The organism is Xenorhabdus ishibashii (assembly GCF_002632755.1).
GTDB lineage: Bacteria > Pseudomonadota > Gammaproteobacteria > Enterobacterales > Enterobacteriaceae > Xenorhabdus > Xenorhabdus ishibashii.
Window position 1 is genome coordinate 1,397,748 of sequence record NZ_NJAK01000001.1, and the last position, 20,107, is coordinate 1,417,854.

20 protein-coding genes are annotated in these 20,107 nt (G+C 43.7%); 8 read left to right on the top strand and 12 right to left on the bottom strand.

The features are described from left to right. Window positions 1-81 precede the first annotated feature (81 nt). The 3 genes from folP to rlmE form a co-directional block, all read right to left on the bottom strand. Window positions 82-933, bottom strand: a complete 852-nt coding sequence (gene folP / locus Xish_RS06595; RefSeq protein ID WP_099117214.1) for a dihydropteroate synthase — start codon at window positions 931-933, stop codon at window positions 82-84. A gap of 66 nt (window positions 934-999) precedes the next feature. Beyond that, window positions 1,000-2,931, bottom strand: a complete 1,932-nt coding sequence (gene ftsH, locus Xish_RS06600) for an ATP-dependent zinc metalloprotease FtsH (RefSeq protein ID WP_099117215.1) — start codon at window positions 2,929-2,931, stop codon at window positions 1,000-1,002. A gap of 48 nt (window positions 2,932-2,979) precedes the next feature. After that, entirely contained in the window at window positions 2,980-3,609 is a 630-nt protein-coding gene (rlmE, locus tag Xish_RS06605) for a 23S rRNA (uridine(2552)-2'-O)-methyltransferase RlmE (RefSeq protein WP_074019936.1), read from the bottom strand. 134 nt (window positions 3,610-3,743) lie between these two features. Between rlmE and yhbY the strand changes: the two genes are divergently transcribed. Then, window positions 3,744-4,037: a ribosome assembly RNA-binding protein YhbY gene (gene yhbY, locus Xish_RS06610; protein ID WP_099117216.1), complete on the top strand. Its 294-nt coding sequence runs from the start codon at window positions 3,744-3,746 to the stop codon at window positions 4,035-4,037. A 91-nt stretch (window positions 4,038-4,128) separates the two neighbouring features. Here yhbY and greA read toward each other — a convergent pair whose 3' ends face one another. Then, window positions 4,129-4,605 (bottom strand): transcription elongation factor GreA, encoded by a 477-nt coding sequence (gene greA, locus Xish_RS06615; RefSeq protein ID WP_099117217.1) that lies wholly within the window; start codon window positions 4,603-4,605, stop codon window positions 4,129-4,131. 297 nt (window positions 4,606-4,902) lie between these two features. Between greA and dacB the strand changes: the two genes are divergently transcribed. Beyond that, complete coding sequence (gene dacB / locus Xish_RS06620) at window positions 4,903-6,363, top strand: serine-type D-Ala-D-Ala carboxypeptidase (RefSeq protein WP_099117218.1); 1,461 nt, start codon at window positions 4,903-4,905, stop codon at window positions 6,361-6,363. A 90-nt stretch (window positions 6,364-6,453) separates the two neighbouring features. Here dacB and cgtA read toward each other — a convergent pair whose 3' ends face one another. The 3 genes from cgtA to rplU all read right to left on the bottom strand — a co-directional run bounded on the left by cgtA (window position 6,454) and on the right by rplU (window position 8,340). Next, on the bottom strand, window positions 6,454-7,623 hold the full coding sequence (gene cgtA / locus Xish_RS06625) for an Obg family GTPase CgtA (RefSeq protein WP_099117219.1): 1,170 nt from the start codon (window positions 7,621-7,623) through the stop codon (window positions 6,454-6,456). Window positions 7,624-7,754: 131 nt separating this feature from the next. After that, window positions 7,755-8,012, bottom strand: coding sequence for a 50S ribosomal protein L27 (gene rpmA, locus Xish_RS06630; protein WP_011148617.1), 258 nt, complete (start codon window positions 8,010-8,012; stop codon window positions 7,755-7,757). Window positions 8,013-8,031: 19 nt separating this feature from the next. Beyond that, a complete protein-coding gene (rplU, locus tag Xish_RS06635) occupies window positions 8,032-8,340 on the bottom strand; it encodes a 50S ribosomal protein L21 (RefSeq protein ID WP_045968299.1) in 309 nt (102 codons plus the stop codon). Window positions 8,341-8,593: 253 nt separating this feature from the next. Between rplU and ispB the strand changes: the two genes are divergently transcribed. Then, window positions 8,594-9,565 carry an octaprenyl diphosphate synthase gene (gene ispB / locus Xish_RS06640; RefSeq protein WP_099117220.1) on the top strand — a complete coding sequence of 324 codons (972 nt, stop codon included), beginning with the start codon at window positions 8,594-8,596 and terminating at the stop codon, window positions 9,563-9,565. Window positions 9,566-9,592: 27 nt separating this feature from the next. Here the strand turns inward: ispB and Xish_RS06645 are convergent, their stop codons facing one another. Both Xish_RS06645 and Xish_RS06650 read right to left on the bottom strand, forming a co-directional pair. Continuing rightward, the gene (locus Xish_RS06645; RefSeq protein ID WP_099117221.1) at window positions 9,593-9,973 is read right to left on the bottom strand and encodes a DNA-binding protein; all 381 of its coding nucleotides are present in this window, start codon (window positions 9,971-9,973) and stop codon (window positions 9,593-9,595) included. Between the two features lie 75 nt (window positions 9,974-10,048). Then, window positions 10,049-10,396: a DNA-binding protein gene (locus Xish_RS06650; RefSeq protein WP_099117222.1), complete on the bottom strand. Its 348-nt coding sequence runs from the start codon at window positions 10,394-10,396 to the stop codon at window positions 10,049-10,051. Between the two features lie 187 nt (window positions 10,397-10,583). Here Xish_RS06650 and Xish_RS06655 point away from each other — a divergent pair, with 187 nt between their 5' ends. Continuing rightward, window positions 10,584-10,850, top strand: a complete 267-nt coding sequence (locus tag Xish_RS06655) for a helix-turn-helix domain-containing protein (protein ID WP_099117223.1) — start codon at window positions 10,584-10,586, stop codon at window positions 10,848-10,850. 110 nt (window positions 10,851-10,960) lie between these two features. Here the strand turns inward: Xish_RS06655 and mdh are convergent, their stop codons facing one another. Beyond that, complete coding sequence (gene mdh, locus Xish_RS06660; RefSeq protein WP_099117224.1) at window positions 10,961-11,899, bottom strand: malate dehydrogenase; 939 nt, start codon at window positions 11,897-11,899, stop codon at window positions 10,961-10,963. A gap of 344 nt (window positions 11,900-12,243) precedes the next feature. On the opposite strand from mdh, the gene argR reads away from it, so the two are divergent. Continuing rightward, complete coding sequence (argR, locus tag Xish_RS06665; protein WP_074022686.1) at window positions 12,244-12,714, top strand: transcriptional regulator ArgR; 471 nt, start codon at window positions 12,244-12,246, stop codon at window positions 12,712-12,714. 82 nt (window positions 12,715-12,796) lie between these two features. Here the strand turns inward: argR and mpl are convergent, their stop codons facing one another. Further along, on the bottom strand, window positions 12,797-14,167 hold the full coding sequence (gene mpl / locus Xish_RS06670; protein WP_099117225.1) for a UDP-N-acetylmuramate:L-alanyl-gamma-D-glutamyl-meso-diaminopimelate ligase: 1,371 nt from the start codon (window positions 14,165-14,167) through the stop codon (window positions 12,797-12,799). A gap of 197 nt (window positions 14,168-14,364) precedes the next feature. Here mpl and fbp point away from each other — a divergent pair, with 197 nt between their 5' ends. From fbp to ppa, 3 genes are all read left to right on the top strand, one after another. Beyond that, the gene (fbp, locus tag Xish_RS06675; RefSeq protein WP_099117226.1) at window positions 14,365-15,369 is read left to right on the top strand and encodes a class 1 fructose-bisphosphatase; all 1,005 of its coding nucleotides are present in this window, start codon (window positions 14,365-14,367) and stop codon (window positions 15,367-15,369) included. A gap of 493 nt (window positions 15,370-15,862) precedes the next feature. Beyond that, window positions 15,863-18,904, top strand: a complete 3,042-nt coding sequence (locus Xish_RS06680) for an inverse autotransporter beta domain-containing protein (protein WP_167383234.1) — start codon at window positions 15,863-15,865, stop codon at window positions 18,902-18,904. A gap of 228 nt (window positions 18,905-19,132) precedes the next feature. Further along, window positions 19,133-19,663, top strand: coding sequence for an inorganic diphosphatase (gene ppa, locus Xish_RS06685; RefSeq protein ID WP_099118693.1), 531 nt, complete (start codon window positions 19,133-19,135; stop codon window positions 19,661-19,663). A gap of 96 nt (window positions 19,664-19,759) precedes the next feature. On the opposite strand, the gene Xish_RS06690 is transcribed toward ppa, so the two are convergent. Beyond that, window positions 19,760-20,107 carry a gamma-glutamylcyclotransferase family protein gene (locus Xish_RS06690; protein ID WP_099117228.1) on the bottom strand — a complete coding sequence of 116 codons (348 nt, stop codon included), beginning with the start codon at window positions 20,105-20,107 and terminating at the stop codon, window positions 19,760-19,762.

A 20,107-nucleotide genomic window follows, 5' to 3' on the forward strand; every position in this document is an offset into this window, starting at 1 on the left:
TTCTTTCCTTTGCTGAACGAATTTTCTGCTCTCAGCTTTTTTGCTGACATCATGTTCTTTACAAACGGTGTATTCTACAAACTATATATTCTGTGAATATGTATTCTTTTCAGATAGCGTTGCATGAACAACTTGCATTGCCTGAACGGTTTCTTTTACATCATGTACACGGATAATCTGGGCACCTTTCATGGCTGCAATCACAGCACAAGCAACGCTTCCTGCTACACGCTCCTGCGGTGGCACATCAAGTAATTGACCAATCATGGATTTGCGAGACATCCCCGCCAGAATAGGTAATCCCAAATGATGAAATTCTTGCAAGTGGGCCAATAACTGATAATTATGCGATAAGTTCTTACCAAAACCGAAGCCAGGATCAAGGATCAGATTGTTTTTTGCGATACCCGCTGCAACACAACGATTAATTTGCTGTATCAGGAAGGTTTTTACTTCTGACACAACATCTTTATAGTGAGGTTCTGCCTGCATTGTGCGCGGTTGCCCCTGCATATGCATCAGGCAGATCGGCAAACCACTTTGTGCGGCTGCATCAAGTGCTCCAGGCTCCTGCAACGAGCGAATATCATTGATAATATGCGCTCCAGCTTTGGCTGATTCCCGCATCACAGACGCTTTTGAGGTATCCACAGATATCCAGATATCAAAGCGCTGTGCCAGCGCTTCAATTACCGGAACGACACGATCCAGCTCCTCCTGCTCGCTGACCTCGTTCGCTCCGGGACGAGTCGATTCTCCTCCCACATCAATAATGGTTGCTCCCTCTTTGATCATCTCAGCAGCATATTTCAACGCCGAATCAAAAGTATTATGGGTTCCACCATCGGAGAAGGAATCTGGAGTGACATTCAAAATCCCCATTACTTGTGGGCAGGAAAGATCGAGGACGTTGCCTCTGGCTGTCAGTTTCATCGCTAGGTGCCTTAATGTCAAAACCCCAGGACAAGCCTGGGGTTTAATGTAGGATAGTTAGCCGCGTTATGCGGTTGGGTTACCATCCGCAGGCTTTGAAGTTTGCTGCGAAGATGGAGTGTTATGGCGATTATTACTATTATTGCCGCCATTACCACCATGATTATCACCTTCCCAACCTGCTGGTGGACGTACTATTGTACGATTCATCAGATCATCAATCTGAGGAGCATCAATGGTTTCATACTTCATCAAGGCATCTTTCATTGAATGAAGAATATCCAGATTATCCATCAGGATCTGGCGAGCCCGTACATAGTTACGATCGATGATGGCTTTCACTTCCTGATCGATTAAACGCGCGGTGTCCTCAGACATGTGTTTTGCCTTGGCAACCGAACGACCGAGGAAAACTTCACCTTCTTCTTCCGCATACAGCAATGGTCCCAATTTTTCTGAGAAGCCCCACTGTGTCACCATATTACGCGCAATAGATGTCGCCACTTTTATATCATTGGACGCACCGGTAGAAACATTATCTACACCATAGATAATTTCTTCCGCTAACCGCCCACCGTATAGAGTTGAAATTTGGCTTTCCAGCTTCTGACGGCTTGCACTGATCTGATCGCCCTCTGGCAAGAAGAACGTCACACCCAACGCACGGCCACGCGGAATAATCGTCACTTTATGAACCGGATCGTGTTCTGGAACCAGGCGGCCAATAATGGCATGTCCTGCTTCATGGTATGCCGTGGATTCTTTTTGCTCCTCCGTCATAACCATTGAACGGCGCTCAGCCCCCATCATGATCTTATCTTTGGCTTTTTCGAATTCGACCATAGAAACAACACGCTTGTTACCGCGAGCGGCAAACAAAGCAGCTTCATTCACAAGGTTAGCCAAATCTGCACCAGAAAAACCGGGTGTGCCACGAGCAATAATCGATGCATCAATATCAGTATCCAAAGGAATACGACGCATATGAACTTTCAGGATTTGCTCACGACCACGCACATCCGGCAAGCCAACAACGACTTGACGGTCAAAACGACCAGGACGTAACAGAGCAGGATCGAGAACATCAGGACGGTTAGTCGCTGCGATAACAATAATGCCTTCGTTACCTTCAAAGCCATCCATTTCAACCAACATTTGGTTCAGTGTCTGTTCACGTTCATCATGTCCGCCACCCAGACCCGCGCCACGCTGACGACCGACTGCATCAATTTCGTCAATAAAGATGATGCACGGTGCAGCTTTTTTCGCCTGTTCAAACATATCACGAACACGGGAAGCACCAACACCAACGAACATTTCAACGAAATCAGAACCAGAGATGGTGAAGAAAGGGACTTTCGCTTCGCCAGCAATAGCTTTCGCCAGCAATGTCTTACCCGTACCTGGAGGGCCAACCATCAAGATACCTTTCGGGATCTTACCGCCGAGTTTTTGGAAACGGCCAGGTTCACGCAGATATTCAACCAATTCGCCCACTTCTTCTTTTGCTTCGTCACAACCGGCAACATCGGCAAACGTGGTTTTGATCTGATCTTCCGTCAGCATACGGGCTTTGCTTTTACCAAAAGACATCGCCCCTTTACCGCCACCGCCTTGCATTTGGCGCATAAAGAAGATCCAGACGCCAATGAGCAGTAACATTGGGAACCATGATATAAAGAGGGTCGCCAACAGACCTTGCTGTTCTGGTGGTTCACCAACAACTTTTACCTGCTTATTGAGTAGGGTATCCAGCAACTTTTCATCCTGAATTGGCATATAAGTGCTGTATTTTCCACTGTTGTCCTTCTTAGTGAAATCAATGTCACGACCCGAAATACGTACTTCGCTTACTTGATTCTGCGATATTTCATTGATGAAATTAGAGTAATCTACCCTACGACCACTAGAATCGCCGGGACCAAAACTCTGGAACAATAACATCAAGACAACTGCGATGACTAACCAGAGAATCAGGTTTTTCGCCATGTCACTCAAGGGATTAACCTCATATTACAACTGTGTTAACAAATAGTAGTCAGGGTACTACACTTTCCGCCCTGTCGCTACAATGTATACTTCACGTGATCGTGCCCGCGAAGATTCTGGTTTACGAACTTTTACCTTCGCAAAAAGGGAGCGTATTTCCCTCAGGTATTCATCAAAGCCCTCTCCCTGAAATACTTTGACAATAAAACTACCCCCAGGGGCCAGCACATCACGACACATATCCAACGCTAACTCAACCAGATACATGGATCGGGGAATATCGACCGCGGGGGTTCCACTCATATTGGGAGCCATATCCGACATGACGACCTGGACTTTATTATCACCAACTCTCTCAAGTAATGTTTTCAATACAAGCTCATCACGAAAGTCTCCTTGAAGGAAATCGACTCCAACAATCGGATCCATCGGCAAAAGATCGCAAGCAATGACTCGCCCGCTATTACCAATCTGACTCACTACATACTGAGACCACCCACCTGGAGCAGCACCTAAATCAACAACGGTCATACCCGGTTTAAAGATTTTGTCGCTTTGCTGTATCTCATCAAGTTTAAACCAAGCGCGAGAGCGAAGCCCTTTTTTCTGCGCCTGAAGAACATATTTATCACTAAAATGTTCCTGCAACCAGCGACTTGAGCTTGCTGAGCGTTTTTTATTGGCCATTGTTTTTTCCAACTCTATTAATAAGGCGCCTTATTTTTTGCGTTCTCTTATCAAACCACACCACACTTTTATGGTGATAGATATGAGATGGCGGTAGAATATATCGTTTTCAATACCAACGAAGCAAAAAAACGATGACTCTTAACAAGAAACAAGTCCAATATCTGAAAAGTCTCGCTCATTCATTAAAGCCCGTCGTTATGATCGGCAACAATGGGTTGACCGAAGGCGTGCTAGCTGAAATCGAACAAACTCTTTCGCATCACGAGCTTATCAAAGTTAAAGTTGCTGGCGAAGACCGCGAAGTGAAAACTTTGATCGCTGAAGCGATTGTTCGTGAAACGGGTGCACATAACGTGCAAATCATTGGCAAAATGTTAGTTCTCTACCGTCCATCGGAAGAACGCAAGATTAGTCTACCTAAATAATCACGGCATATTTATACAAAAGTGCCATATTAATTAATTTACTATGATAAAAAAGGCCAAAAACTGGCCTTTTTTCTTTGAAAATGGTGTATTAAACATAATCCACGTTCAAAACTTCGAATTCCACTTGACCGCCAGGCGTGGAAATTACAACAACATCATCGACTTCTTTACCAATCAGACCACGAGCTATCGGTGAATTCACTGAAAGAAGATTTTCTTTAATATTGGCTTCATCATCACCGACAATACGATAAGTTTGCTCTTCATCGGAATCCAAGTTCAGTACCGTTACCGTTGCCCCAAAAATCACTCGGCCATTGTTGATCATCTTCGTGACATCAATCACCTGTGCATTGGAAAGTTTAGCCTCAATTTCCTGAATACGGCCTTCACAAAAACCCTGCTGCTCACGAGCGGCATGATATTCCGCGTTTTCTTTCAAATCACCGTGCTCACGCGCCTCAGCGATTGCGGCAATAATTTGAGGCCGACGTACATTTTTCAAATGCTCTAATTCTTCGCGCAATTTATCCGCGCCACGTACCGTCATCGGAATTTGTTTCATTTATTCAACCTCTAAATTAATCCTAAGCCCAAACAACATCTTCCTGATTTTTTTTGTAATAACAGCACATTTTTTAATAACAGCACAATGAGCACACCTTATCAGGCAGGCTTACAGATACTTAATAAAAAGAAGTGTAATTCAGCACAATCTGAAGTCTACAGGCATAATTACCTGTCAATCTATCATTCTAACGTAGAGTTGATGATGGATCATCGTTTACTTTGCCTTTAAACAGCCCCTTAGTATCATTAATACAAATATTCATGGAATACATCACTTTCATATGCGAGATCTATGGCTCTTTTAAAAATCCCCAGCACAATAGCGTGTATGCTCAGCTTAAGCCTGAGCATTTTCAATGCAAATGCCTCTTTTGATATCTCTTCTATTGAGAAAAGCGCCCAATATTTGCCTATGGGAACTGATTTTTCATTTATTGCCCAAACCGTTGGTGCAAAAAATCCCTTAATTGATTATCACGGGCAACAAATGGCTTTACCTGCAAGTACGCAGAAAATTGTGACAGCATTAGCAGCACTATTGCAGCTTGGTAAGGATTACCGCTTTATCACAACACTAGAAAGTGATGCTAATCTTTCAGATGGCGTATTAAAGGGTAACCTAACGGCTCGCTTTGTCGGTGATCCTATGCTGACTCGTTCACAACTGCGCAGTATGGTCGGAACCTTAAAACAATCGGGTATAAAACAGATTGATGGAGATCTCGTCATCGATATTTCGATTTTCTCCAGCCACGATAAAGCCCCAGGCTGGGTATGGAACGATATGACCCAGTGTTTCAGCGCCCCTCCATCAGCAGCCATCGTGGATAAAAACTGCTTTTCTGTTTCACTTTACAGCGCAGAGCAACCTGGCGAATTGGCAATTGTCCACGTTCCCTCTTTTTATCCTGTTAATGTACTGAGTGAAGTCAAAACATTGGCTAAGGGTTCACCCGAAGCGAAGTATTGTGAATTTGATGTTACATCGGGTGATTTGAATCGATATACCCTCACTGGCTGCCTGACACAACGCGATGAACCACTCCCATTGGCATTTGCTATCCAGAATGGGCCTGGCTATGCTGGCAAGATCCTGAAGAATGAATTAAATATTGCTGGTATTGAGTTAAAAGGCCATATACGTCTCCAGTCGGCTACCAAACAACCAGAAAAGATCCTCGCCGTAAATCAATCTGTACCATTAAATAAGATGCTCGAAATCATGTTGAAAAAATCAGATAACATGATTGCGGATACCCTCTTTCGTACCCTCGGCCACCACTATTTTAATGTGCCAGGGACATGGCGGGCAGGTTCCGATGCGGTTCGCCAAATTCTGAAAAAGAAAGCAGGCATTGATTTGGGCAATACTATCATGGTGGATGGTTCCGGCCTTTCACGCCACAATTTAATCGCCCCCGTAACTATGATGGAGATATTACAATTTATTGCTCAGCACAATGATGAATTGGACTTCATCCCTATGTTACCCAAAGCGGGATACGATGGCACGTTGGCTTATCGTCCTGGCCTGCATGAATCGGGGCTTGATGGTAAGGTCTTTGCCAAAACAGGATCATTACAAGGCGTTTATAACCTCGCAGGGTTTATGACTGCCGCCAGTGGACAACAAATTGCTTTTGTCCAGTTTGTCTCTGCCTATTCTGTTCCGCCAGAAGATCAACGCACCCGCCGTGTTCCGTTATCGCGTTTTGAACACAATTTATATAAATCACTATATCAAAATTACTGAGCTGGTTTAGTGCATAAGAAGAGCTTGACCAAAAGCAAAAAGGGCGCCAACACAGCGCCCTTTTGTTATATTCGAATGACTACGTGAAAATTAGTGTTTATAAATAAACTCAACGCCATCGTCATCTTCTTCGTCCCAGTCATCATCATCCCAATCATCATCAGATGATTGCTGTAACTGTTCCTTGTGGTAATCATCCCACATGAATTCAACTTTTTCAGGTTGAGACTCTTCCGACGTTTCCATGCTACGCGGCTGTGTTTTCATGAACTCCATAATATCCCAGCAAAGCTCTTTCACGCCCTGACGGTTCACGGCTGAGATCATGTAATAATCGCCTTCCCAACCAAGCTCATCGGCAATTGCTTTTGCCCGCAGCTTGGCTTCTTCTGGATCGATGAGATCGACTTTATTAAAGACCAACCTGCGTGGTTTTTCTGCCAGTTTTTCACTGTAGTTGTGCAGCTCTTTGGTAATGATACGGGCATTTTCAACCGGATCAGATTCGTCGATAGGGCAGAGGTCGATCAAATGCAGCAATACGCGGCAACGTTCCAAATGCTTCAGGAAACGAATCCCCAATCCAGCACCTTCTGATGCCCCTTCAATCAAACCAGGGATATCTGCTACTACAAAACTTTGTTCGCTATCCATGCGCACAACACCCAGGCTTGGCACCAGGGTTGTAAATGGATAATCAGCCACTTTTGGTTTTGCGGCCGATACGGCGCGAATGAAGGTGGATTTGCCTGCATTTGGCATACCCAACATTCCCACATCAGCCAGTAGCATCAACTCCAGCATCAGTTCACGGCTTTCTCCAGGCGTTCCCATCGTTCTTTGACGAGGAGCACGGTTCACCGAAGATTTAAAGCGGGTATTACCAAGGCCGTGGAAGCCCCCTTTTGCAACCATAAAACGCTGTTCATGGCGCAGCATATCCCCCAATATTTCGCCCGTAGCGATATCACGCACACGGGTTCCAACCGGAACCTTAATAGTAATGTCCTGACCACGTTTACCCGTACAATCGCGGCTTTGTCCATTCTGACCACGTTCAGCACGGAACGATTTTTCAAAACGGTAATCAATCAGTGTATTGAGGTTTTCATCTGCCAGCAGGTAGACATCACCACCATCACCACCGTCGCCGCCGTCCGGCCCGCCTTTTGGAATATATTTCTCACGACGGAAGCTGACGCAACCATTGCCACCATCTCCCGCTACAACCAGAATCCTGGCTTCATCTACAAATTTCATCATTTTTCTCCGTAGGATAGCCACTGTAAAGCTGGATGGCTGTTAGTACCCAGAGATGGCGTAATCCAAAATAATAAAAAGCCCCGCAACACACATTGCAGGGCTTCTGATTCGATCAAGATGCAAAAAACTTATTCAGCTTCGATGCTGATAAATTTACGGTTTTTTGGACCTTTAACTTCGAACTTAACTTTCCCGTCAGCTAATGCGAACAGGGTGTGGTCACGGCCACAACCTACGTTGTTGCCTGCGTGGAATTTAGTACCACGTTGACGAACGATGATGCTACCTGCCAAAACAGACTCACCACCAAAGCGTTTTACACCCAGACGTTTGCTTTCAGAATCGCGACCGTTACGAGTCGAGCCGCCAGCCTTTTTGTGTGCCATTAATCTGCTCTCCTAAATCTTAAGCGATGCCAGTGATTTTAACATCGGTGAACCACTGACGGTGGCCCTGCTGCTTACGGCTGTGTTTACGACGACGAAACTTAACGATTTTAACTTTCTCGCCACGACCGTGCGCAACAACTTCAGCTTTAACTTTAACGCCTTCAACTACTGGAGCGCCGATTTTGATATCTTCGCCGTTAGCGACCATCAGCACCTGGTCAAACTCAACAGTTTCACCTGTTGCGATGTCCAGCTTTTCCAAGCGAATTGTTTGGCCTTCGCTTACTCGGTGTTGTTTACCACCACTTTGGAAAACTGCGTACATATAAACTCCGCTTTCCGCGCACCCCCTAAAAATGCTTTCCAGAGCGCGCTATAAAATATTCACAATAGGGCGCGAATTCTACGCAAAAACCGCTTGGAAGACAAGTGCAGAATTAGAACAGATGAGAAAAAAACAGAGTTTTTCAATTGTCATTTATTCGAACGGTTTTTCAAGTACAATCGATATATCTTGATATCTATTGATATGCTAATTTTAATGAGCACAGCTCTGAATCAGAGTCCAAAGCCAAAACATGAATTTAGAATCGATAATTAAACTCACCGCTGATGATATGGCAGCGGTTAATGAAACCATTCTTAACCAATTAAATTCTGACGTTGCGCTAATTAACCAACTTGGTTACTACATCATCAGCGGCGGTGGCAAGCGCATTCGACCAATGATAGCCGTACTGGCCGGTAAGGCTCTTCGCTGCCAAGACGCAAAACACATCAAAGTTGCTGCTTTGATTGAATTTATCCACACGGCAACGCTGCTGCATGACGATGTCGTTGATGAATCTGACATGCGCCGCGGTAAAGCAACAGCCAACTCCATTTATGGTAATGCTGCCAGTGTCCTTGTGGGTGATTTTATCTATACGCGCTCATTTCAAATGATGACCGATCTCGATTCCATGCGCGTATTAAAATTGATGTCTGACGCTACCAATGTCATTGCGGAAGGCGAGGTCATGCAGTTGATGAACTGCAATGATCCTAATGTTTCAGAAGATGACTATATGAAGGTTATTTACAGTAAAACCGCCCGCCTGTTTGAAGTCGCCGCGCATTCAGCGGCCATTCTCGCCAACGCCACTCCTGAGCAAGAAATAGCACTACGTGATTATGGCCGTTATCTAGGAACCGCATTTCAATTAATTGATGATCTGCTGGATTATGATTCAGATAACAGTACGCTTGGAAAAAACACAGGAGATGACTTAAACGAAGGCAAACCAACATTGCCTCTTTTGCACGCTATGAACCACGGTTCACCGGAACAATCCGCTCTGATACGAGGTGCCATTGAACAGGGTAATGGCCGCCATTTGCTGGATACCGTCCTGACAACGATGAAACAATGCGGTTCACTCAAATATACCCGCCAGCGGGCAGAAGAAGAAGCTGATAAGGCAATTTCAGCATTGCAGTCACTGGAAGATTCTCCATACAAGGCGGCTCTTGAGGGATTGGCCCATGTCGCTGTGCAGCGACTTTCCTGAGTTGAATCAATCAGTGCCCCAGATAATTCAATCTAGGGCGCTGTCTTTATTATCAATATCTTGAATACCGACATATTGGACAAGGCTGGCTAGCCCTTTTCTCAAAATAAATTTAACCATTCTTTCTCTTTCAGATTTACTCAATTGGTAATAAGCTTCTACCCAGATCATAAATGGATCCTGTCGCTTATTCCGATAGTATTCGACTGAATTTTCACTGACTGTCAGTACATTCACGACTTCTTCAGGCAAACTGTTAACATTATATTCGAGCGCTTTTCCCTGTACGCCACGCTTACGGCGTTGTTCCCAGCCCTCGCGTCTTGCCATCAGATTAACTCCTTGGGGAGACGATGGCAGCCCTGCGAGGCCGATGAGTTCTTTTGCAGAATACCACTCTTTTTTCATCTCTTTCTCCTCGCTTGATACTGGAGCAGTGACGAGAAAACCAAATTTTAAGTACCTGGTTTTTCAAAAGCTGTCTCAAGTAGCTATGATTTTTTCCAAAAAACTTCTTATGCCATCTCGTAATATCACTTCGGTAATGACCTCCTTCTCTTCCTCGGTGAGTAAATTAAATGCACTTACCCAAATGGATAAAGGATCTTGTTTCTGAACCTGATATTCCGTTGGTGTTTCATGAAGCTCTAAAGCTTCTAACGTTGATTTAGGAAAACAAGAGTAATGGTATTCAATCGCCCGCCCTTGAACACCCGCCCGTTTTTGCCTCAACCACTCTTCACGTTTTGCTCTGGCATTAACTCCTTGTGGTGATCTAGGTAACTCACCTATACCGGTCAGCTCCGTTGCCGTATACCACTCTTTTTTCATAATGTTTCTCTATTTTTGTAACCAAGGTCAAAAAAGAAGTTATTAAGAAAAAATTAGAAACATTTTTAGAAAAAATAATGTTATTTTGTTTTCTTAATAACAGGTTCGTGTTCGTTATTAATTTCACATTAACGCTTTAGTTATACCACTAATGTGGCTTCTAATTTAATAGAAAAGGATTAAAAAAATGATTTCTATGAAATCGGATTGGCATCCTGCTGATATTATTGCCGCTTTACGTAAACGAGGAACGACGTTAGCTGCCGTTTCCCGTGCGGCGGGACTGAGTTCATCTACTTTGGCGAATACACTTTCTCGCCCGTGGCCCAAGGGAGAATGGATAATAGCGAATTACTTAGAACTACATCCGTCTGAAATATGGCCAAGCCGTTATTTCGATCCCAACACAGGAGAACTATTAGAAAGGAAAATTAGAGAGAAAAAGAATAATTAGCTATCAATATAACTATTGAAAGAAAAACCGCTAGTTATTTCTAACTAGCGGTTTTAGTTAATTAATATATTTAACTTAATTCGTATATTAATAAATCATTAATAAATGAATTAGGCGTTAATAAATTTTTCGCCTAATTCAATATCTTTCTTCAAGACATCCAGCATGTTATCTAATGCCTTCTGTTCAAAATCACTTAATTTACCAATATCTAAACGTTCTTCGATACCATTTTTACCTAAGCGAACAGGCTGTGCAAAGAAACGGGCATATTTGCCATCACCTTCAACATAGCTGCACTCAATGACATTGCTTTCACCTTGCAAGCCACGGATCAGCGACAATCCCAAACGAGCCGCTGCTTGTCCCATAGACAGTGTTGCAGAACCTCCGCCTGCTTTTGCTTCAACAACCTCAGTACCCGCATTCTGAATACGCTTGGTCAATGCCTCGATTTCTTCATCAGTGAAGTTAACCCCAGGAATTTGCGACAGCAAAGGCAGAATAGTCACACCAGAGTGCCCGCCAATCACAGGAACTTCCACTTCTTCGGCGTTCTTTCCTTTCAGCTCAGCAACAAAAGTGTTGGAACGGATGATATCCAGGGTTGTGACACCAAACAGGCGGTTCTTATCGTACACCCCTTCTTTTTTCAGTACTTCAGCAGCAATCGCGACAGTAGTATTGACCGGGTTGGTAATAATACCGATTAGTGTTTTTGGACACGTTTTAGCAACCTGCTGAACCAGATTACGAATAATCCCCGCATTGATATTGAACAAATCGGAACGATCCATACCCGGTTTACGCGCCACACCCGCAGAAATCAATACGACATCCGCACCTACCAGTGCTGGGGTTGCATCTTCACCAGCAAAACCAGTGACTTTGACTTCCGTTGGGATATGGCTCAGATCGGCTGCGACGCCTGGGGTCACTGGCGCAATGTCATACAAGGAAAGTTCTGAACCTGAAGGAAGCTGGGTCTTGAGTAGAAGGGCAAGTGCCTGACCAATACCACCGGCTGCACCGAGAACTGCAACTTTCATCCTGATACTCCTTAAATTAAGTACTGTAAACACCACGTATTAAAAACAATCTATTAACAGGCAGATTATCCACTTAATGACCTGATGATGGAACACAAAAGTTATTTTATTCTAGACAAAATGCTTATCTGTTAATGAGATAATGGGCACTTTTTTGAGAATTATTTCCGTCGTATCCCTCATCAATAGGCTGATTACCTTACGCTTCTCTTTCACACCAAACAACACCATTTAATTAACAATGCATTTACCATGCTTAATTTGGTTTTTTCTTCCCTTTCTTGAATAAAAATTCACTTTTTTGCATAATATTGGCTTGATAATGGATTTAACGATGGTGAAATATGCGTGTTCCTTCGAAACAGGAAGATTTGGTAAAAGCTTTCAAGGCATTATTGAAAGAAGAAAAATTCAGCTCTCAAGGTGAAATTGTTGCAGCACTTCAGGACGAAGGGTTTGAAAACATCAACCAATCTAAAGTTTCCAGAATGCTGACGAAATTTGGTGCTGTCCGAACCCGTAATGCCAAAATGGAAATGGTTTACTGCTTACCCGCAGAATTGGGCGTTCCTACTGCCACCAGCCCATTAAAAAATCTGGTATTAGATGTTGATTACAATCATAGCATTGTCGTTATACGAACCAGCCCTGGCGCAGCACAGTTAATTGCGCGCCTATTAGATTCATTGGGGAAAGCAGAAGGAATTCTGGGCAGTATTGCAGGCGATGACACCATTTTTTCTACGCCGGCACAAAATTTTACGACAAAACAACTCTACGAAGCGATCCTTAACCTGTTTGAACAAGAGCTTTAATTTTGCTGGTCTGCCGTATGCCACTCCCATCAAGAGATGCGCACGGCAGGCCAACTCACAGATAAATAAGCGAATTATACCGTTAAACAGCGTTTGCTTTTTGGGTCAGCGCTACCAGCAGTTTCTCGTTAATACCCCCAAATCCACCATTACTCATCAGTAAAATATGATCACCCGGCTGAGCCGTATCGACAATCATCTTCACCAGCGTATCGATATCAGCACTCCAGCGAGCGGGCTGAATGCACTGTTCGGCAATTTCCACCACCTGCCACGGAATATTGGTGGGCTGATAGAGAAAGACTTCATCAGCGCGTCCCAAAGAAGGCGCAATATCATTTTTGCTCATCCCCATTTTCATGGTATTTGAACGAGGTTCCAGCACGGCAAGAATGCGAGCCATACCGCCCACTTTGCTTCTCAGCCCTTCCAATGTGGCTAAAATGGCTGTGGGATGATGGGCAAAATCATCATATACCGAGATGCCATTGATTTCGCCGCGCAATTCCAGACGACGACGGGCATTAATAAATTTGCTGAGAGCCTGACAGGCATCCGCCGGTTGCACCCCCACATGATGAGCTGCCGCAATCGCGACTAAGCCATTATGCATATTGTGTTCACCGACTAATGACCAATTGACTTCCCCAATCAGTTCACCCTGCCGGAATACGTGATAGTGACTGCTATCTTGACTGATTTTCTTCGCCTGCCAATGACCACTGTCTCCTACCTGTTCCAATTCGCTCCAGCATCCCATTGCGAGCACTTGCTTCAAATTAATATCATTATCGGGGACGATAATCTTGCCCGTACTCGGCACAACCCTGACGAGATGATGGAACTGTTTTTGAATAGCGGCCAAATTTTCGAAAATGTCGGCGTGATCAAATTCAAGATTGTTCATAACCAGAGTGCGGGGGCTATAGTGGACAAATTTCGAACGCTTATCAAAAAAAGCACTGTCATATTCGTCGGCTTCAATCACAAAAAACGGACTTTCACCCCGTTGTGCTGATACCTCAAAATTCCCTGGCACGCCGCCGATCAGGAACCCAGGTTGATAGCCACACGCTTCTAAAATCCAGGCCAGCATCCCCGCCGTTGTTGTTTTGCCGTGAGTACCCGCGACAGCCAATACCCAACGTTCCGGCAATATATGATCATGCAACCACTGCGGCCCCGAAGTGTAAGGAATTCCCCGATCCAGCACAGCTTCCACGCAAGGATTGCCGCGAGTCATAGCATTGCCGATGATCACCATATCTGGAGCAGGATCTAGTTGTGCCGGATCGTATCCCTGAATCAGCTCAATACCCTGTTTTTCCAGCAGAGTGCTCATTGGCGGGTATACATTGGCATCGGAGCCAGTTACTTCATGTCCTTGTGCGCGAGCGAGGATCGCCAGCCCACCCATGAAAGTGCCGCAAATGCCAAGAATATGAATACGCATTTATTTCTACCTGATATCATGAAATGTTTCTCTATTCTAACCCCCAAATCAGAGATTAAAAATGCAATAGCCTATGAATCATCTGATTCTTTAGCTAAACTGCCCGCGCATAAGTGCGACACATAAATGCAATATATAAGTGCAATATTATGTGAAGCACACTTCCTAAAACCACAATCAAATTCAAGGCCTTTGTCATGAAAACATTAGGCGAATTCATCGTCGAAAAACAGCAAGATTTTCCGCACGCTACAGGTGAGCTGACTGCCCTGCTGTCGGCCATCAAGTTAGGTGCCAAAATAATCCATAGAGATATCAATAAAGCTGGTCTGGTGGATATTTTAGGCACAAGTGGCGTATCTAATGTTCAAGGTGAAGTTCAGATGAAACTGGACTTGTACGCCAATGAAAAGCTCAAGGCAGCATTGAAAGCACGCGGCGAAGTTGCAGGCATTGCTTCTGAGGAGGAAGATGAGATCGTTATTTTTGATGGCGACCGAGCAGAAAATGCGAAGTATGTTGTTTTGATGGATCCACTGGATGGTTCTTCGAATATTGATGTAAACGTTTCCGTCGGGACTATTTTCTCGATTTACCATCGAATTACTCCGATGGGTCAGCCTGTCACTGAAGAAGATTTCCTGCAACCAGGGAATCAGCAGGTTGCAGCCGGTTATGTGGTTTATGGGTCATCTACCATGCTGGTTTACACGACAGGTTGTGGTGTTCATACTTTTACTTATGATCCTTCCCTTGGTGTGTTCTGCCTGACCCATGAGAAAGTCCAATTCCCGACCAAGGGCAATATGTACTCTATCAACGAGGGGAACTACATCAAGTTCCCAATGGGTGTGAAAAAATACATTAAATATTGCCAAGAGCAGGATGAAGCAACCCAGCGTCCTTATACTACCCGTTATATCGGTTCGCTGGTGGCTGATTTTCACCGCAACTTATTAAAAGGTGGGATCTATATCTATCCGAGTACGGCAAGCCATCCGACCGGAAAACTTCGCTTACTTTATGAATGTAACCCAATCGCATTCTTGGCTGAGCAAGCCGGAGGAAAAGCCAGCGATGGTGCCAACCGTATTCTGGATATTGTGCCGAATAAACTACACCAACGCGTGCCTTTTTTTGTCGGGACAAAATCGATGGTAGAAAAAGCAGAAAGTTTTATGGCGGAATTTCCTGACCAATAAGCTTTTATTCTTACACTATTGATTAAATCATAATATAAAGGGGTGGATAGCCACCTCTTGTTTTATATATTTTTTCTATTTCCTCCTCTCGCTAAAGTTTCTTACTGATAGTTACCCACTGATACCCACGATTATTACTGAGAAAACACCTTTTTTATAAAAGATGAAATCGATATCGCAGCGAAAATAAAGCAATAACTTTTGGTTAGCAATTGATAATTATTTGTCATTACGCATAACAATGAAATTTTTCCTAATGTATGTAGGTATGGGAAGTATTATCTTTTTTATATTAATGAGATAGCTATACCCAATTAAACTGAGTTTTTTGACATCAAAGGTGTAACGTTAAAGCGCTGGCGACAGCCCATATTTTATGAGGAATTCATATATGGACTCGTATATTAATCATAAGGTTTTTCGGCTTTCTATTCTCATGTATTCGCTTTTTTTACCCTTTACGCCTACGAGTGCGCTTTCGGCAGGTGAAAAAGTGCAGGAGAATAGAACCGCAGAAAGAAAATTTTTACGGCCATCGGCAAATGAAAATCATGCCAATCAGGCACAACAGAACAGTCAAACATCTGCCGATAATGAAGTGAATGCCATCACACAAAATATTCATCGGGTAAGTAATATTTTATCCTCTTCCCCATCTCAATTAACTGAGCAGGCAAAATCTTATGCATTGGGGAAAGTCAATAGTACGATCACTTCGGAAACCAAAAAATGGTTGTCCCGATTTGGGACAGCCAACATTAATTTATCTCTCGACAAAAAAGGCAAACTGGATAACAGTTCTCTGGATTTTCTGTTACCTCTCTATGACAATAAAACAGATTGGCTTGTTTTCTCCCAATTAGGTTATCGCCACCACGATAGCCGCAATACCGTAAACCTAGGTTTTGGTGGGCGCTATTTTACCCCCAGTTGGATGTATGGTTTAAATACCTTTTTTGACAATGACTTTACCGGAAAAAATAAACGGATGGGTTTTGGCGGAGAGATTTGGACAGATTACGTTAAATTCTCGGCCAATACTTACTGGCACTTGAGCAAATGGCGTCAATCACCAAAAGAGTTGGACTATGAAGAAAGACCGGCCAATGGCTTCGATATCACTGGTATTTTTTTCTTACCGGTATATCCCAACCTTGGAGGTAAATTGAGTTATGAACAGTACTTCGGCGATAACGTCGCTCTGTTTAATCGGGAGACCAAGCAAAAAAATCCAACTCTTGCCCGATTTGGTCTGAATTATACCCCTTTCCCACTGATGACGATGGGCGTAGATTACAAACTTGGAGGCAGCAGGCACAGTGAAACGCTCTTCCTGGCGAATCTGAATTATCGTTTTGGAATGCCTTTTGAAAATCAGATTTCGCCCAGTAGTGTTGCTGACATACGCACATTATCTGGCAGCCGTTATGATCTCGTGGAAAGAAATAATAACATCGTGCTGGATTACAAGAAAAAACCCGAATTCAACCTTGTTATGCCAAGTATGTTTAACGGATATAGTAGCCAACATGTTCAAATCATCCCAAATATAACCGCTGAACAAAGTCTGAAAAAAATATCATGGCAGATGAATGACGAATTCCGTAAAAATGGGGGCGTTATCATCCCTCGCGGCACATCAGTTGAATTAGATCTACCAAAATATTCTGTCCAAGGAGTGAACAGCTATATCCTGTCTGCGATTGCAGATATCGATAGCAGTAATAAGCCAAAGACAACGCAAATGAACGTAGTGGTGGAACCATTTGCCATTAAAGAGCAAATCATCAAGCCAAATAGTCAAGGCCCTGTGATTTCCAATGGAAAATCGTCCTACGATCTGATCACCACTATTACCTATGGCAATAAAAATAACCCGCCGATTAAAAACAAGGCAATACCAAACGTCAAATGGAGCATCGAACCGCCAGATGAACATACCACATTGCACTGGGACAAAGCTGGCATGACCAATGATAACGGTCAGTTAACGGCAACATTGAGCAGTACTCAATCGCTCAAACCCGATACCAAAATTTATCTGGCAATGGATGATCAACCTAAATTAGAGGTAAAAATCGATAAGCCACTGATTTTCACACCACTTTCTGATGCCATTCAAGCCAAGGACTTCGTATTTGACAGTAAAGCGCCTTATGAAGCAACGGAACACAAGCCACTTATTGTGACGGCGACCGTGTTCGATACCGATGGCAACCCCATCAAGAAAAAAATGGATATGAATTTACAATGGAGTACAGAGCCTTCTAATATGCCGGGGTTATTAGTTAGACCTGAAAAGGGCTATGAAAATGGCACAGATCAGGACGGTAAGATCAAGGCGATTGTGACCAGTACTCAAGCCATAACAGGTGTTAAAGTCGGCGTGTTGATCAATGGGATGTACCAAAACTTCTCTGAACCATTCGATTTTATCGCACCAAAAAATATAAAGATTAAATTGGGCGATATTAGCGTCACGCCATCCTCTCAGGGGGTAAAAGCGGATGGGAAAGCGTACCACACCTTTAAAGTACCCGTTCTCGACGAGCATGGTAACATTCTGAGAAATCAGTCTATTGCTCATAAATTTAAAACGGGACTGGCCTTGCAAGGTTCGGACAAACCCGTGCCAAAAGGAGTGAAACTCGAAATACCGGAGAATCCAATAACAGATGCCGAGGGTAATCTGTCCCTCAATATGACAAGCTCAGTCGGGGTAAGTAACGTTTATTTCACGATATCACCGGATTTACCCGATACAGATACCACCGCTAGCAAGGCCTCTGGGGATGTCAACTTCGAGCCAGTTCCAGAACTGGTAGGAATAATAGTACGTGGACTGCTTAGTATAAATAAAAAATATATTCCTCCACAGGAAACGCTCTACAACGTGCATGATGATATAACAGTTCTCCTATCGAGAGATGGAGAAAACGGCTTAATGCAGGAAGCTATTACACCGAAATACTTAAATGGCGTATCTACCAATAGCAATTTGGTGACAGTAAGCAATTCTAATTACGGAGATAATGATTACGGAGATATAACATTCGTTCCTGAGAACTTCACCACAGAACAACGGCCAGTCACAGTGACAGTCACTATAATAGATGAGAAAACTCAAATTACGCATCGTTATTACCATACTTTCAACCCTCAAAGATTTATAAAGATCCTTGATACTCCGGTTAGTTTATCCAATCTGGAGGATAGTTGTAATAAACAGCCAAATGGTGATGACAGAGACTGGAGTCAGGATCGTCTCAATGCTATCCCATCTAACGCAACTGCGCTTGATATAGGAATAGCTCCTTACACTAATCAGGTTTCATTGAGTAATGAGTATGACAAAACGAGTTTCCCTAATTTTGGATTGAAAAAATTAATAGGCAAAACAGACAAATTGAAAGTCTATAATCCACAAGAAAACAAGGTATATGCATATGATTTTGCTAGCAGAACCGCTACACTAGTGGATCCAAACAGTACGGAGCAGGGGATTGCAATATGTGTATTACGCAATAGTAATTAGGTAATACCACCAGTACTGAACAGGAAGTTTCTTATATAAAATAAGCGCAGACCTATGAGTAATTGGGTCTGCGCTTTACCATGACCGCCGCAAACCCCGACTGTGATATATCTAATTCATCACGTAATTGACTCAGTGCCAATAACCGAAAAATCCGAGGCATTTTGGCCTGTTTTGGCTATAATGCCTCGCATCCCATTTTGGTTTGAAATTGAAGGAAACCGTTTTATGAGCCTGAATAATGTACCGGCTGGCAAAGATCTGCCTGAAGATATTTATGTCATCATTGAGATCCCAGCAAATGCCGATCCTATTAAATATGAAGTGGACAAAGAATCGGGTGCCTTGTTTGTAGACCGTTTCATGTCAACCGCCATGTTCTACCCATGTAACTACGGCTATATCAACAATACCCTGTCTCTCGACGGTGATCCCGTTGACGTATTGGTTCCAACGCCATACCCATTACAGCCCGGCTCGGTGATCCGCTGCCGTCCGGTCGGTGTGCTGAAAATGACTGATGAATCCGGTGAAGATGCAAAACTGGTCGCGGTTCCTCATACCAAACTGAGCAAAGAATACGATCACATCAATGATGTAGACGATCTGCCAGAATTGCTGCGTGCCCAAATCACTCATTTCTTCGAACACTATAAAGATCTGGAAAAAGGCAAGTGGGTTAAAGTAGACGGCTGGGACAATGCTGAAGCCGCTAAAGCTGAAATCCTGTCTTCTTTCGAACGCGCTGCCCAAAAATAATCCTGACAGGGAATAACGAATTTTAGCAACAACCTCTGCCTTTATTAGGACAGAGGTTGTTATTGGTTCAGGGTTTTACAGAGTGTTCGCCAATGATTACTCTTCTTCGTGGCGTTTCAGCCAGTCACCACTGGTTATCCTGTGCAATCCCTCAACAGGCAATTGATAGAGGTAGATCCACGCTTTGCCATAAGGCGTTTCAATCAGTTCCCTTTCGTACTCCTGAGCATTCTTTTTCAATTCATCCAATTCGGTCAGAATGGAGGGCGTAATACGATAGACTTCACACTCGATTGTTCCTTCACCCCGAATAACCGCCGGATAGTGCCCCAGATCATAAATTTCATAACCGGCCAATCTGTGTTTTCCTAACAATTGGGCATCCGTCATCCAGTGATGATTGCCTTGTTTTTGCCTCAGGCTACCATAAACAATAACTCGCAT

What these genes read in the sequence shown, in the direction of transcription:
- Xish_RS06655 (WP_099117223.1), top strand. Translation starts at nt 10,584, where the DNA reads ATGATTTCTATGAAATCGGATTGGCATCCTGCTGATATTATTGCCGCT.
- cgtA (WP_099117219.1), bottom strand. Translation starts at nt 7,623, where the DNA reads ATGAAATTTGTAGATGAAGCCAGGATTCTGGTTGTAGCGGGAGATGGT.
- argR (WP_074022686.1), top strand. Translation starts at nt 12,244, where the DNA reads ATGCGTGTTCCTTCGAAACAGGAAGATTTGGTAAAAGCTTTCAAGGCA.
- mdh (WP_099117224.1), bottom strand. Translation starts at nt 11,899, where the DNA reads ATGAAAGTTGCAGTTCTCGGTGCAGCCGGTGGTATTGGTCAGGCACTT.
- rpmA (WP_011148617.1), bottom strand. Translation starts at nt 8,012, where the DNA reads ATGGCACACAAAAAGGCTGGCGGCTCGACTCGTAACGGTCGCGATTCT.
- Xish_RS06645 (WP_099117221.1), bottom strand. Translation starts at nt 9,973, where the DNA reads ATGAAAAAAGAGTGGTATTCTGCAAAAGAACTCATCGGCCTCGCAGGG.
- yhbY (WP_099117216.1), top strand. Translation starts at nt 3,744, where the DNA reads ATGACTCTTAACAAGAAACAAGTCCAATATCTGAAAAGTCTCGCTCAT.
- rlmE (WP_074019936.1), bottom strand. Translation starts at nt 3,609, where the DNA reads ATGGCCAATAAAAAACGCTCAGCAAGCTCAAGTCGCTGGTTGCAGGAA.
- greA (WP_099117217.1), bottom strand. Translation starts at nt 4,605, where the DNA reads ATGAAACAAATTCCGATGACGGTACGTGGCGCGGATAAATTGCGCGAA.
- folP (WP_099117214.1), bottom strand. Translation starts at nt 933, where the DNA reads ATGAAACTGACAGCCAGAGGCAACGTCCTCGATCTTTCCTGCCCACAA.
- ispB (WP_099117220.1), top strand. Translation starts at nt 8,594, where the DNA reads ATGAATTTAGAATCGATAATTAAACTCACCGCTGATGATATGGCAGCG.
- fbp (WP_099117226.1), top strand. Translation starts at nt 14,365, where the DNA reads ATGAAAACATTAGGCGAATTCATCGTCGAAAAACAGCAAGATTTTCCG.
- mpl (WP_099117225.1), bottom strand. Translation starts at nt 14,167, where the DNA reads ATGCGTATTCATATTCTTGGCATTTGCGGCACTTTCATGGGTGGGCTG.
- Xish_RS06690 (WP_099117228.1), bottom strand. Translation starts at nt 20,107, where the DNA reads ATGCGAGTTATTGTTTATGGTAGCCTGAGGCAAAAACAAGGCAATCAT.
- dacB (WP_099117218.1), top strand. Translation starts at nt 4,903, where the DNA reads ATGGCTCTTTTAAAAATCCCCAGCACAATAGCGTGTATGCTCAGCTTA.
- rplU (WP_045968299.1), bottom strand. Translation starts at nt 8,340, where the DNA reads ATGTACGCAGTTTTCCAAAGTGGTGGTAAACAACACCGAGTAAGCGAA.
- Xish_RS06650 (WP_099117222.1), bottom strand. Translation starts at nt 10,396, where the DNA reads ATGAAAAAAGAGTGGTATACGGCAACGGAGCTGACCGGTATAGGTGAG.
- ppa (WP_099118693.1), top strand. Translation starts at nt 19,133, where the DNA reads ATGAGCCTGAATAATGTACCGGCTGGCAAAGATCTGCCTGAAGATATT.